At 71.8% G+C, this 12,810-nt stretch carries 13 protein-coding genes and 2 pseudogenes; 12 read left to right on the top strand and 3 right to left on the bottom strand.

Going from position 1 to position 12,810, the window contains the following annotated elements; all coding sequences use genetic code 11:
- Positions 1-84: 84 nt before the first annotated feature.
- Positions 85-540, bottom strand: a complete 456-nt coding sequence (locus ACLQ3B_RS29800; protein WP_425784023.1) for a hypothetical protein — start codon at positions 538-540, stop codon at positions 85-87.
- Positions 541-716: 176 nt separating this feature from the next.
- Here ACLQ3B_RS29800 and ACLQ3B_RS29795 point away from each other — a divergent pair, with 176 nt between their 5' ends.
- The 5 genes from ACLQ3B_RS29795 to ACLQ3B_RS29775 all read left to right on the top strand — a co-directional run bounded on the left by ACLQ3B_RS29795 (position 717) and on the right by ACLQ3B_RS29775 (position 4,749).
- Positions 717-1,358: a DNA-3-methyladenine glycosylase gene (locus ACLQ3B_RS29795; protein WP_425784022.1), complete on the top strand. Its 642-nt coding sequence runs from the start codon at positions 717-719 to the stop codon at positions 1,356-1,358.
- Positions 1,359-1,446: 88 nt separating this feature from the next.
- Positions 1,447-2,532, top strand: a complete 1,086-nt coding sequence (locus tag ACLQ3B_RS29790) for a WD40/YVTN/BNR-like repeat-containing protein (protein WP_425784021.1) — start codon at positions 1,447-1,449, stop codon at positions 2,530-2,532.
- 2 nt (positions 2,533-2,534) lie between these two features.
- On the top strand, positions 2,535-2,810 hold the full coding sequence (locus tag ACLQ3B_RS29785; RefSeq protein WP_112584619.1) for a ubiquitin-like small modifier protein 1: 276 nt from the start codon (positions 2,535-2,537) through the stop codon (positions 2,808-2,810).
- 164 nt (positions 2,811-2,974) lie between these two features.
- The gene (locus ACLQ3B_RS29780) at positions 2,975-4,117 is read left to right on the top strand and encodes an LLM class flavin-dependent oxidoreductase (RefSeq protein ID WP_425784020.1); all 1,143 of its coding nucleotides are present in this window, start codon (positions 2,975-2,977) and stop codon (positions 4,115-4,117) included.
- A complete protein-coding gene (locus ACLQ3B_RS29775) occupies positions 4,114-4,749 on the top strand; it encodes an FMN reductase (RefSeq protein ID WP_425784019.1) in 636 nt (211 codons plus the stop codon). The genes ACLQ3B_RS29780 and ACLQ3B_RS29775 overlap by 4 nt, the downstream gene beginning before the upstream one ends.
- Here ACLQ3B_RS29775 and ACLQ3B_RS29770 read toward each other — a convergent pair.
- Positions 4,742-5,614 (bottom strand): universal stress protein, encoded by an 873-nt coding sequence (locus ACLQ3B_RS29770; RefSeq protein WP_425784018.1) that lies wholly within the window; start codon positions 5,612-5,614, stop codon positions 4,742-4,744. The genes ACLQ3B_RS29775 and ACLQ3B_RS29770 overlap by 8 nt on opposite strands.
- 127 nt (positions 5,615-5,741) lie before the next feature.
- On the opposite strand from ACLQ3B_RS29770, the gene ACLQ3B_RS29765 reads away from it, so the two are divergent.
- The 6 genes and pseudogenes from ACLQ3B_RS29765 to ACLQ3B_RS29740 all read left to right on the top strand — a co-directional run bounded on the left by ACLQ3B_RS29765 (position 5,742) and on the right by ACLQ3B_RS29740 (position 10,553).
- A complete protein-coding gene (locus ACLQ3B_RS29765) occupies positions 5,742-6,245 on the top strand; it encodes an ArsR/SmtB family transcription factor (protein WP_425784017.1) in 504 nt (167 codons plus the stop codon).
- Positions 6,246-6,318: 73 nt separating this feature from the next.
- A pseudogene (locus ACLQ3B_RS29760) lies at positions 6,319-6,633 on the top strand (serine hydrolase); the annotation flags it as partial.
- A gap of 47 nt (positions 6,634-6,680) precedes the next feature.
- Positions 6,681-7,791: pseudogene (locus tag ACLQ3B_RS29755) on the top strand (serine hydrolase domain-containing protein).
- Between the two features lie 30 nt (positions 7,792-7,821).
- Complete coding sequence (locus ACLQ3B_RS29750) at positions 7,822-8,322, top strand: GNAT family N-acetyltransferase (RefSeq protein WP_425784016.1); 501 nt, start codon at positions 7,822-7,824, stop codon at positions 8,320-8,322.
- Positions 8,323-8,331: 9 nt separating this feature from the next.
- Positions 8,332-8,973, top strand: a complete 642-nt coding sequence (locus tag ACLQ3B_RS29745) for a hypothetical protein (RefSeq protein ID WP_425784015.1) — start codon at positions 8,332-8,334, stop codon at positions 8,971-8,973.
- 251 nt (positions 8,974-9,224) lie between these two features.
- Complete coding sequence (locus ACLQ3B_RS29740) at positions 9,225-10,553, top strand: hemolysin family protein (RefSeq protein WP_425784014.1); 1,329 nt, start codon at positions 9,225-9,227, stop codon at positions 10,551-10,553.
- Positions 10,554-10,575: 22 nt separating this feature from the next.
- Here ACLQ3B_RS29740 and ACLQ3B_RS29735 read toward each other — a convergent pair whose 3' ends face one another.
- Positions 10,576-10,965: a PaaI family thioesterase gene (locus ACLQ3B_RS29735; RefSeq protein WP_425784013.1), complete on the bottom strand. Its 390-nt coding sequence runs from the start codon at positions 10,963-10,965 to the stop codon at positions 10,576-10,578.
- Between the two features lie 100 nt (positions 10,966-11,065).
- Here ACLQ3B_RS29735 and tyrS point away from each other — a divergent pair, with 100 nt between their 5' ends.
- Complete coding sequence (gene tyrS, locus ACLQ3B_RS29730; RefSeq protein ID WP_425784232.1) at positions 11,066-12,358, top strand: tyrosine--tRNA ligase; 1,293 nt, start codon at positions 11,066-11,068, stop codon at positions 12,356-12,358.
- Positions 12,359-12,810: the final 452 nt, after the last annotated feature.

The raw sequence follows: 12,810 nt of genomic DNA, 5'->3' as shown, positions 1-12,810 counted from the left end.
CGCCCCCCCCCCCATCCCGCCCACCCTCTCCTCCGTCTTGTTGGGGGGGCCGCCCCCTGCCGCGGCCCCCCCCCACGCCGCGGCTCAGAGGGCCAAATCGAACCGGTGCTCGTCGGTGATCGAGTTGCACAGCGAGTCGCAGGAGTTTCCGGTCACCACGCCGAACGCCACGCCGGGAGCGAACGGGAGCTCGGTCGCGGTCACCGCGATCCGCACCTTCTGGGTGGTCGCGTCGCAGGGCACCTTCCGGGTGGTCGTGCCGGTCCGCACCGACTCCCCGATCGCCTGGGCGACCTTCACCGTCAGGTCGACCTGGGTCGGCTGCGAACAGGTCAGGCTGACCGGAACGAAGACCGCCGCACCGTTGGCGTCGATCTTGCCGGTGCCCCCGAGTGCGACAGCGGTCAACGGGGCGCCGTCGGTCAGGGCAGCCGCCCGCAGCGGGGCGTTGGCGCTGGCGGACGGGGCGAAGGCGAGCGTGGCACCGGCCGCGATCAGGCCGATGGTGACCAGGGGCCGACGGATGCTTCGTACGGTCATGATGGCTCCTCTTCGAATGTGCCGCCGCGCCGTGCGACGACACTGGATACACCCGTGGGCCACCGGACGCGTTTCAATACCTTGAATGTCCAACTGGTGAACGCTGGAGGCCCTACCGGTGGCCGGTGCGATCCGTCAGCGGAATGGCCGGGTGGAAGGCTGGGTACCGTCGGGTCATGGAGTTCGTGCCGGATGACCCCAGTGCCGAGGCCGGCCTGGCGGCACTGGCGGACCTGCTCGCCGGTCCACCGCTGCCGGCGGCGCGCGGGCTGCTGGGCTGCCGACTGCACGCCGGCGGGGTCACCGTCCGGATCACCGAGGTCGAGGCGTACGCGGGAAGTGGTGGCGATCCCGCCTCGCACGCCCATCGGGGCCGCACCCCGCGCAACGCCGTGATGTTCGGCCCCGCCGGACACGCCTACGTCTACTTCACCTACGGCATGCACTGGTGCGTGAACGTGGTCACCGGCGTCGAGGGGGAGGCTTCCGCCGTGCTGCTGCGCGCCGGTGAGGTGGTCGACGGGCTGGCCACGGCACGGGAGCGCCGGCCGGCCATCCGGCGGGACGTGGACCTGGCCCGCGGGCCCGCCCGGCTCTGCTCCGCGCTCGGCATCGACCGCGCGGCGTACGGCGCGTACCTGCTCGGCGACGGCCCGGTCGGGCTGCGGCCCCCGGCCCGACCGGTGCCGCCGGAGAGGGTGGTGGCGGGTCCCCGGGTCGGCGTGACCGGCGCGCACGACCTGCCGTGGCGGTTCTGGCTCGACGGCGACCCCACGGTCAGCGCCTACCGTCGGCACGTGCCCCGCATCCGGCCCTGAGCAGCCCCTCCGGCGTGTGGGCGGCGAAGGTTGTCGGGGGGTGTGGCCATAATCACCGAACCTGCTCACCGACGGTTCGGAGGACGTCATGGCAACGCTGCTCGCGATCGGCACGGCCAAGGGATTGTTTCTCGCCACCAGCACCGACGACAGGCGCAGTTGGGAGATCACCGGCCCGCACTTTCCGATGACCGGTGTCTACGCGGTGGCGATCGACACTCGCCGTTCCACCCCGCGGCTGCTCGCCGGCATGACCAGCTCACACTTCGGGCCCAGTGTCGCCACCAGCGACGACCTCGGCGCCTCCTGGGACGAGCCCGACCAGGCGCCTGTCGCGTTCCCGGCCGACACCGACGTCTCCCTCGGGCGGGTGTGGCAGCTGATGCCGGCCGGTCCCGACCAGCCGGACGTGGTCTGGGCCGGCACCGAGCCCTCGGCGTTGTTCAAATCCACCGACGGTGGCCGCAGCTTCGAGTTGGTCCGTTCCCTCTGGGACCACCCGCACCGGCCGCAGTGGGAGGCCGGCTTCGGCGGTCAGGCCGTGCACACCGTGCTGCCCCACCCGCGTGACCCGGCTCGGCTGCTGGTCGCCATGTCCACAGGCGGGGTCTACCGCTCGGAGGACGCCGGGGCGAGCTGGACGCCGGGCAACACCGGCATCCGCGCCTACTTCATGCCCGACGAGTGGCCGGAGTTCGGCCAGTGCGTGCACAAGGTCGCCCGGGACGCCGGCAACCCCGAGCGGCTGTACGCGCAGAACCACCACGGCGTCTACCGCTCCGACGACGACGGCCGCACCTGGTCCTCGATCGCCGACGGGCTGCCCAGCGACTTCGGCTTCCCGATGGTGGCCCACCCGGGGCGGGGCGGCACGGTGTGGACCTTCCCGTTGGTGGCCGACGGCGAGCGGTTCCCCACCGACCACCGCTGTCGGGTGTTCCGTTCCGCCGACGCCGGCGGCAAGTGGGAGCCGCTGTCGGTGGGGCTGCCCGAGGGCCCGTTCTATCCGGCGGTGCTGCGGGACGCGATGTGCGCCGATGACGCCAGCCCCGGCGGGGTCTACTTCGGCACCCGCTCCGGCTCGGTCTTCGCCAGCCGCGACGAGGGTGACTCCTGGTCGTCGGTCGCGGCACACCTGCCCGACGTGCTCTGCGTTCGCGCCGCGGAGGTCTGAGCGTGGTCACCGTGTTGCTGCCCGGCCCGCTGCGCGGCGAGGCCGGGGGCGCGAGTCGACTGAACGTCACCGCCGCCGGGACGCTCCGGGCGGTCCTCGACGAGATGGCCGTCGCGCATCCCCGGCTGGCCCGGCGCATCCGCGACGAGCGTGGCGAGCTGCGCCGCTACGTCAACGTCTTCGTCGACGGGGAGGACTGCCGGCACTCCGGCGGTCTCGCCACCCCCGTCAAGGACGGCGCGGAGGTGCAGGTGTTGCCCTCGGTGGCGGGAGGCTGACCGACCTGCCACCAAGGGGCAGTCTGGGGCCGGGTGTCCGGTTGTGGAGAGTGATCGGCGCCACTGCGAGGCGTCCCGCCGACGGAATAGTTGCGTCGTCAAATAAGTTGAGAGCTGCGTCCGGGTACCACGACGGCACCCGGTTGACACGCGAGGAGCTGGTCATGCAGTTCGGAATCTTCACCGTCGGGGATGTCACGGTCGATCCGACCACCGGTCGGGAGCCGACCGAGCATGAGCGGATCAAGGCGATGGTCGCGATCGCGGTGAAGGCCGAGGAGGTCGGCCTGGACGTCTTCGCCACCGGCGAGCACCACAACCCGCCGTTCGTGCCGTCGTCACCCACCACCATGCTCGGCCACATCGCGGCGCGCACCGAGCGGCTGCTGCTGTCCACCGCCACCACGCTGATCACCACCAACGACCCGGTGAAGATCGCCGAGGACTACGCGATGCTCCAGCACCTGTCCGACGGCCGGGTGGACCTCATGATGGGCCGCGGCAACACCGGCCCGGTCTACCCGTGGTTCGGCAAGGACATCCGCGCCGGCATCCCCCTGGCCATCGAGAACTACGACCTGCTGCACCGGCTGTGGCGCGAGGACGTGGTCGACTGGAAGGGCAAGCACCGCACCCCGTTGCAGTCGTTCACCTCGACGCCGCGTCCGCTCGACGGCGTGCCCCCGTTCGTCTGGCACGGCTCGATCCGCAGCCCGGAGATCGCCGAGCAGGCCGCGTACTACGGCGACGGCTTCTTCGCCAACCACATCTTCTGGCCCAAGGAGCACACCCAGCGGATGGTCGCGCTCTACCGCCAGCGCTACGCGCACTACGGCCACGGCTCCGCCGACCAGGCGATCGTCGGTCTCGGCGGGCAGGTGTTCATGCGCCGCAACTCGCAGGACGCGGTCCGGGAGTTCCGGCCCTACTTCGACAACGCCCCGGTCTACGGGCACGGGCCGTCGCTGGAGGAGTTCACCCGGGAGACCCCGCTGACCGTGGGCAGCCCGCAGCAGGTCATCGACCGCACGCTGGGCTTCCGGGAGTACGTCGGTGACTACCAGCGGCAGCTGTTCCTGATGGACCACGCGGGTTTGCCGCTGAAGACCGTGCTGGAGCAGCTCGACCTGCTCGGCGAGGAGGTCGTGCCGGTGCTGCGCAAGGAGTTCGACGCGCTGCGTCCGGCGCACGTGCCGGCGGCGCCCACGCACGCCTCGCTGGTCGCCGCGGCGGGCGGCGCCAAGGACAGCACCGTGCACGCCGTCGACGACGTGACGGGCAAGGCGCCGGAGGGGGCGACCCGATGACCCACCGCACCCTGGCCGTGGTCTCGGCAGGGCTGAGTCAGCCCTCGTCGACCCGGCTGCTCGCCGACCAGCTCGCCGCGGCCACCCGCGACGAGTTGGTCCGGCGCGGCTCCGACGTGGAGCTGCACGTCGTCGACCTGCGGGAGTACGCCCACGACGTGGTCAACAACCTGCTCACCGGGTTCGCGCCGGCAGCGCTGCGCGAGGTCATCGACACGGTGACCGGGGCGGACGGGATCATCGCCGTCACCCCGATCTTCAGCGCCTCGTACAACGGGCTGTTCAAGTCCTTCTTCGACGTGTTGGATGCCGAGTCGCTTGTCGACCGGCCGGTGCTGATCGGCGCCACGGGTGGCACCGCCCGGCACTCCCTGGCACTGGAGCACGCCGTCCGCCCGATGTTCGCCTACCTCCGGTCGGTGGTCGTCCCGACAGCGGTCTTCGCCGCCCCGGAGGACTGGTCCGACGGCACCGCCGACGGCGCGTTGCGCAACCGCATCCGGCGCGCCGCCGGGGAGTTGGCCGACCAGATCGAGCGCCGACCACCGGCCACCGGGCCGGCCGACCCGTTTGCCCTCACCACCGACTTCCTGCAGATGCTCGGTCGGGGTGACGGCACGCCGATCAGCTGACCGGGTGGGCGACCAGCACCGGGCAGTGCGCGTGCTGGATCGCCGCCTGACTGACCGACCCGAGCAGCAGACCGGCGAACCCGGCCCGGCCCCGGGTGCCCACGACCAGCAGCGACGCCGTCCCGCTGGCCTCGATGAGCCCCTGGGCCGCGCCGGCCGTCCGGACCGGATGCTCCCGCACCACCAGGTCGGGGTGCCCGGCGCGCACCCCGGTTGAGGCATCGGCCAGCAGCCGCACCGCCTCGGCCTGGTACACGGCCTGCGACTCCTCGATCTCCTCCGGCACCGTCCGGCCCCCGTCCGCGGGACCGACGTGCACCAGCACCAACGGCACGTCCCGCAGTGCCGCCTCGTCCGCACCGAGGCCGACGGCGAGCCGGGACGACTCGGACCCGTCGACGCCGACCAGCACCGGGGCGTCCACCGGGATCGGCTGCTCGTCCGGGCGGACCACCAGCACCGGGCAGTGCGCGTGCGCGGCCACCTGCGCGCCGACCGAGCCGAGCAACAGGCCGGCGAAACCGCCCAGGCCACGGCTGCCCACCACGACCAGCTCCGCCCCGCGGGACTCCTCGATCATGGTGACTCCCGGGCCGCCGGCGACCTGACGCACCTCGACGGCCAGGCCGGGCCACCGCCCGATCAGCTCGGCCGCCGTGCGCTCCAACATCTTCTGCGCCTCCTCCGAGGGCACCGGCACCCCGACGTCGTACGGGTTGAGCGGCACGCCGTAGCCGGAGGCATGCAGGTAGCCGTGCACCAGGAGCAGCGGCCGGGACCGGAGCAGCGCGGCCCGCGCCGCGTGCTCGGCGGCGACGAGGCTGGACGGCGATCCGTCCACGCCCACCACGACAGGTCGGTTCATGGCACTCCCTGGGTTGGTCTCGTCATTGTCGACCGCTCGGCCACGCCGGATGGGCCGGACGCGCCGGTCCTGGCGGCGGTCGGTTCCGACGCTTGCACGTAACTACGTATGTTCGTAGTATCGACGCATGGACAGCATGGAGGATCGGCTCGCCGCGCTGGAGGCACACGTTGCCGCGTTGAGCCAACGGTTTGCCGCGGCACCACCGCCACCACCCGCGCCCGAGGGCACGTTCTGGGCGCTCGACGGACTCAAGCAGCGCCTGCCAGCAGATGGGTCGGGCGCGGTGCTCTACACCGGCACCGTCCGAGTCGCCGGCCAGCACTACGACTGGCAGTACGGCCGCACCGTCGACGACCTGCTCGCCGTCGACTGGACCGAGCTGGCCAGCACCCTCTCCGCGTTGGCGCACCCGGTGCGCCTGCGGCTGCTGCGGGAGATCCTCGGCGGCCGGCAGAGCACCAGCGAGCTGGCCGAGATCGACGAGTTGGGCACCACCGGCCAACTGCATCACCACCTGCGCCAGATCACCGCCGCCGGTTGGCTGCGCAGCGCCGGCCGAGGACGCTACGCGGTCCCGGCCGAACGCGTGGTGCCGTTGCTGGCCATCCTCGCCGCCGCCGGCCGTTGACCCCTGCACCCAAGCACCGACCGCGCGAGCCACCACCACTGTGGACACCCCTCGCGTCGACGGAAGGAGCACCATGCGCAGGCCAATCGTCACCGCCCTCGTCGTCGCGCTGATCGCCGGCCTCGTCGGGGTCGCGTTGATGCCCCGCGTGCCGCGACTCGGTTCGCACGCCACCGGCGACCCGGATCTGAACAGCGCCGCCCGAGCGGCCGTGTCCGACGCGAAGGGGCACCGGGGCCTCGCCGTCGCGCTGGTAGAGAACGGCCGGATCCGCACCGCCGGCCTGGGAGACCGGGACCTCACCGGCCAGCCGGTCGAGCCCGACACCGCGTTCGAGATCGGCTCGATCGCCAAGGCGCTCACCGGCATGCTCCTCGCCGACCAGGCCGCCGCCGGCGCAGTCCCCCCGACGACCCGCTCGGTGCCACCTGGCCCATGGTCACCGGCCCGGCCCGAGACGTCACCCTCGCCGAGTTGGCCAGCCACCGCTCCGGCCTGCCCCGGGTCGCCCTCGGCTCCCCGTTGGCCTGGGCACGCATGCTGTGGTCCAACGTCTCCGGCAGCAACCTCTACGCCGGGCAGGGCGTCGACACCGTCCGCGGTGCCGCCGACCGGGTCACCCCCGGCGACGGGCGCGGCGAGGTCCACTACTCCAACCTCGGGCCGTCCGTGCTCGGCCATGCGCTCGCCGCGAAGGCCGGCCTCACGTACCCCGATCTGCTCCAGGACCGACTGCTCAGGCCGCTCGGCATGACCGCCACAGTGGTCGCCGCCCGGGACGACGGCCTGCCGGCCGGGCGTGCCCACGGCAGCCGGGCCAGCGGTCGGCCGCTGGATCCCCTGGACAGGCACCGGGTACGCGCCGGCCGGAGTCGGCGCCTGGTCCACGGCGGGGGATCTGGCCCGCCTGGCCGCCGCGACCCTCGCCGGCACCGCGCCGGGCGCCGACGCCGCCACCGCCCGCTTCCGCGAGGAGGGCGATACCCGCATCGGGTACGGCTGGTTCACCACCCGCCACGGCGACCAGGAGGTGGTCTGGCACAACGGCGCGACCAGTGGGTTCCGGTCCTACATCGGCTTCGAACGTGCCACCGGCAGAGCGGTCGTGGTGCTCGGCAACACCGACAAGGGTGTTGAACCGATCGGTCTGCGGCTGCTCGGAGTGCCGCAGGAGGAGGCCGGGGCGGCCGCCCCGGTGACCCCGGTCTGGATCGGTATCGGCCTCGCGGTGGCCTTCACCTTCCTCGGCGGCCTCTCCCTGCTCAGCACCGCCCGCCGCCGCGACCTGGACCGGGTGACGCTGCTGGCGGCGACGGTGTGGGGGGTTGCCTACCTCGCCCTGGGGCACCGGATGGGGGACTGGTCGGCGGTGCCGGCCTGGCTGTGGCCGGTCGGGGCCGGCCTGTCAGCTGGGGGAATCACCCAGGCGGCGGCCCGGTGGCGGGTACTGCCGACGGTCGACGCGAAGGTGCCGTGGCGTCGCGTGCTGTCGGTGACGAGTTCGCTGACAGCCGCCGCGTTGGCAGTCGCGGCCGTCATCGTGTGAGCCACGCCTGCCACTGCGTACCCTCGGCCGATGACCTCCGATGTGCTGCTGCGCCCGGTCCGTGAGGACGACCTCGTCGAGTTCTTCCTGCACCAGCAGGACCCGGAGGCCAACCGGATGGCAGCCTTCGGCCCCAAGGACCCGACCGACCGGCGGGAATTCGCCGCACACTGGGCCCGGGTGCTCACCAACCCGGCGAACCTGGTCCGCACCGTCGAGGTCGACAGCGAGGTGGTCGGCTACGTGAGCGCCTTCCCGGCCGAGGGGCAGACCGAGGTCAGCTACTGGATCGACCCGGCGCGCTGGGGTCGGGGGCACGCCACCGCGGCCCTGGCCGCCCTGCTGCGCGAGCTGCCCCGGCCGATCCACGCCCGCGCCGCCAAGGACAACGCCGCCTCCCTCGCGGTGCTGCGCAAGTGCGGGTTCGTGGTGGTCGGTGAAGACTCGGGGTACGCCAACGGTCGCGGCGAGGACGTCGAGGAGTGGCTGCTGGAGCTGCCCGCCGATGGCCCTGACCTGGGCGGGCACTAGTCTCGCGGCGTGAACTGGTTGGATCTCGTCGGCTGGGCCGGCTCCGCAGTGCTGGTCTGGTCGCTGCTGCAATCGCGCATCCTGCGGTTGCGGGCGCTCAACCTCGTCGGCTGCTTCGTGCTGATCGGCTACAACGCCGCGATCGAGGTCTGGCCCGGCGTCGGGCTCAACGTCGTGCTCGCGGTGATCAACATCTGGTACCTGCGGGGGATGCTCGCCACCCGGCACGACGAGAAGACCTACCAGGTGGTCGAGGTCGGTGTCGGCGACCAGTTCCTCGCGCACACGCTGCGGGTGCACGCCGCCGACATCGCCCGGTTCAACCCCGGCTTCCACTGGGACCCGGCCGCGGCGGGGCGCTCGGCGTTCCTGGTGGTGACGGCGGACGAGGTGGTCGGGGTGGTGCTGTCGCACGCCGAGGCGCCGGGCGTCGCCCAGATCGACCTGGACTACGTGACCCCGAAGTTCCGTGACTTCACCCCGGGCGAGTTCGTCTACCGGCGCAGCCACCTGTTCACCGAACGGGGCTTCCACCAGGTGGTCAGCCCACCCCGGATGGTCGCCCCCTACTACCACCGGCTCGGCTTCCGCCCGGAGGGCGACTCGTACGTTCTCGACCTGCCGACGTCATCGGCGTCCCGGTCGGCGTAGCGTCGCTCCAGTCGGCCCGGCGTCACCGTCGTCCGATTCGGCCCGGCGTCACCGTCGTTCGATTCGGCCCGGCATCACCGTCGTACCATTCGGCACGGCGTCGACAGCCGCCGGATTCGGCATAGCGTCGCCGGGGCAGGATTCGGCAGGCGCCGGACGGGGCAAAGAATCGCCTACGCCGGGCGGGCTCGCCGACCGGCGGGTGCCGCGCGCAGCGGCCGGTGCCACCACCACGAGGGAGCGAACCGGGCGTGCAGAGCTACGGGAGCCAACTGGCCCTGGTCGGAGTCCTGGTCGTGATCAACGCGCTCTTCGCGGGCAGCGAGATGGCGTTGGTGTCGCTGCGAGACAGCCAGATCCAGCGGTTGGAGCGCACCAGCCGGGCCGGGCGGGTGTTGGCCCGACTCGCCAAGGACCCGAACCGCTTCCTGGCCACCATCCAGATCGGCATCACCCTCGCCGGCTTCCTGGCCTCCGCGGCCGCAGCGGTCTCGCTGGCCAAACCCCTGGTGCCCCTGCTCGGCGTGTTCGGCAGCGCCGCCGAGACGGTGGCGATCGTGGTGGTCACCCTCGCGCTGACCTTCGTCACCCTGGTCTTCGGCGAGCTGGCGCCCAAGCGCATCGCCATGCAGTCCGCCGAGCGGTGGGCGCTGCTGGTGGCCCGCCCACTCGACCTGCTGGCCAGCCTCACCCGACCGGCCGTCTGGGCACTCGGCGCCACAAGCGACGTGGTGGTCCGCCTGGTCGGGCTCAACCCCAAACACCAGCCGGAGGAGATCGGCCCGGACGAGCTGCGCGACATCGTCGCCGGCAACCACGGCTTCACCAAGGAACAGCGCACCATCATCGCGGGCGCCGTGGAGATCGCCGACCGGCGGTTGCGGGCTGTCCTCGTACCCCGGTTGCAGGTCTTCACGCTCGACAGCGGAACCACCGCGGACGCCGCGCGGCTCGTGCTGGCCGCCACCGGGCACTCCCGGGCGCCGGTCGTGCGCCACGGCGGCCTGGACGACACGGCCGGAGTGATCCACCTGCGTGACCTGGTGGGCGTGCCCGACGACCGCCCGGTCGACGAGATCGCCAGGCCACCGATGCTGCTTCCCGACTCGCTACCGGTGGTGGATGCGCTGCGCCAGTTCAAGGCCGAGCGTCAGCACATCGCGCTCGTCGTGGACGAGCGCGGCGCCGTCGACGGCATCGTGACGTTGGAGGACATCCTGGAGGAGATCGTCGGTGAGATCTACGACGAGACCGACCGGGATGTGCGCTCGGTGCGGCGCGACCCCGACGGCGCGTTGCTGTTGCCCGGCACCTTCCCGGTGCACGACCTCCCGGACATCGGCGTCGAGCTGCCGTCGCGACCGGACGGCGACTACACCACAGTCGCCGGGCTGGTGCTGGCCCGGCTCGGACACATCCCCACCGTCGCCGGGGAGGACGTCACGCTGGACGGCTGGGTGCTGGTCGTGGCCGGCATCGACCACCGGGCGATCACCGAGGTGCGGCTCAGCCGCGTACCCGATGAAGCCGACGACACCGACCAGGCCGCGGAGCCGGTGCTGGACGAGGCCCACAGCTGAGCCATCCGCCGGACGCCGTCGCTCAGGAACGCGAGAGGTTCTGCAGCCGGACCTGACCACGGGCGACCAGTCGCTCGTCGGCGTCGGTGATCTCCACCTGCCAGAGCTGCTGGCTGCGGCCCCGGTGCACCGGGGTACCGACAGCGGTCAGCTCGCCGTCCCGGACGGCCCGCAGGAAGTCGGTCTGGTTCGACACCCCGACCACCGTGCCCCGGTCGGCCAGCCAGAGGGAGCCACCCACGCTGGCCGCGGTCTCCACCACCGAGCAGTACACCCCGCCGTGCTGGATGCCGAACGGCTGGTGCAGCTCCGGACGGACCTGCCAGCTGATGACCACCCGGTCGGCGCTGGCCTCCTCGAACTTCAGGCCGAGCAGGGCGACGAAACCGCCCGTCAGATCCGGAATCTCCATGGCAACGCCCTCCTCGATCAACGGGGCGCAAGCCTAGCCGGGGTGGGTAGCGGCAAACCCGGTACGGGTCGACGCCGACGATGGGGGAGAATCGGTGACCGTGACCGACAGCAACCCTCCGCCGCCCGGGCGGGACTCCCTGACCGACGACCTGCTCTGGCGTGGCCTGATACAGGACTCGACAGGCCTCGACGAGCTGCGTGAGCTGTTCGACGGTGAGAAGCCCGCCACGTACTACGTGGGCTTCGACCCCACCGCCCCGAGCCTGCACGTCGGCAACCTCATGCAGGTCACCACGGCCCGCCGGCTGCAACTCGCCGGCCACCGCCCGTTGCTGCTGGTCGGCGGGGCCACCGGCCAGATCGGTGACCCGAAGGAGAGCGCCGAGCGGACCCTCAACCCGCCGGAGGTGATCGCCGGCTGGGTCGAGCGCATCCGCGAACAGCTCGCGCCGTTCGTGTCGTACACCGGGGACAACGCGGCGCATCTGGTCAACAACCTGGACTGGACCGGCGAGATGTCGATCGTCGACTTCCTCCGGGACGTGGGCAAGCACTTCCCGGTGAACAAGATGCTGGCGCGGGAGGTGGTGCGGGCCCGCCTGGAGACCGGCATCAGCTTCACCGAGTTCAGCTACCAGCTGCTACAGGCCAACGACTTCTTCGAGCTGCACCGCCGGCACGGCTGCCAGCTCCAGTTCGGTGGCTCCGACCAGTGGGGCAACATCACCGCAGGCGTCGACTACGTCCGTCGGCGAGGCGCCGGGCCGGTGCAGGCGTTCACCACGCCCCTGGTCACCAAGTCCGACGGCACGAAGTTCGGCAAGAGCGAGGGCGGTGCCGTCTGGCTCGACCCCACGATGACCAGCCCGTACGCCTTCTACCAGTTCTGGCTCAATGTCGAGGACCAGGAGGTCGACCGCTACCTGCGGTACTTCAGCTTCCGCTCCCGCGACGAGTTGGAGGAGCTGGCGAAGGCCACCGCCGAGCGGCCGGCGGCCCGCCTGGCGCAGCGGGCGCTCGCCGAGGAACTGACCACCCTGGTGCACGGCGCCGACGAGGCGCGGCAGGCGATCGCCGCGAGCCAGGCGCTCTTCGGCCGCGGATCGTTGGACGAGTTGGCGCCGGAGACCCTGCGGGCGGCCCTGACCGAGGCCGGTCTCGTTCGCCTCACCGGCGAATTGCCTGATGTGGCGGGTCTGCTGCGGGACTCCGGTCTGGTGAACGGCCTCAAGGAGGCCCGTCGGGTGATCACCGAGGGTGGCGCCTACGTCAACAACAATCGGGTGACCGCTGTGGACGCCGCGGTGTCGCCGGAGGATCTGCTGCACGGGCGGTACCTGGTCCTGCGTCGGGGAAAGCGCTCGTTCGCGGGCGTTGAGCTGGGTGAATAGCCACCTGTCGACGCTGTGACGGGGGACGCGTCCGGCGGATTTGACGATCATCCCGCCGGACGCGTAACTTTCTCTCTGTCAGCGCGGAACGGACGAAACAGGCGAAAGCCTGAGACGGCCGGAGCGCCGGCCAACGGCCTGGGGGTCGGATGGGCACAGCCCATCGGAGCCCCAACCGGGAGGTGCCCCCAGAAACGCCGCGAGGCGGATTTGGCGCGGCGAAACCGACCGGGTATGGTTACGAACCGGCAGGGCACCGGGCGGGTCGCGGGAAATCGCGACGGCCGGCCTGCCGAATCCATGACGAGAGCGGCGCAAGCCGATCGCGACATGGTGCCCACAATCTCGGGTGAAGCATGACGAACCGCGAAATATCGGTTTGACACGGCGGAAACGAGCGGGTAACGTAGTAAAAGTGCCTGGCGCTGAAAGCGCCGGGTGCGGAGTAAGGA

The organism is Micromonospora sp. DT53 (assembly GCF_049841535.1).
Classification (GTDB): Bacteria; Actinomycetota; Actinomycetes; order Mycobacteriales; family Micromonosporaceae; genus Micromonospora.
The sequence above is the reverse complement of the archived record's forward strand: the minus strand, read 5'-3'. Positions and strand labels throughout refer to the sequence as shown.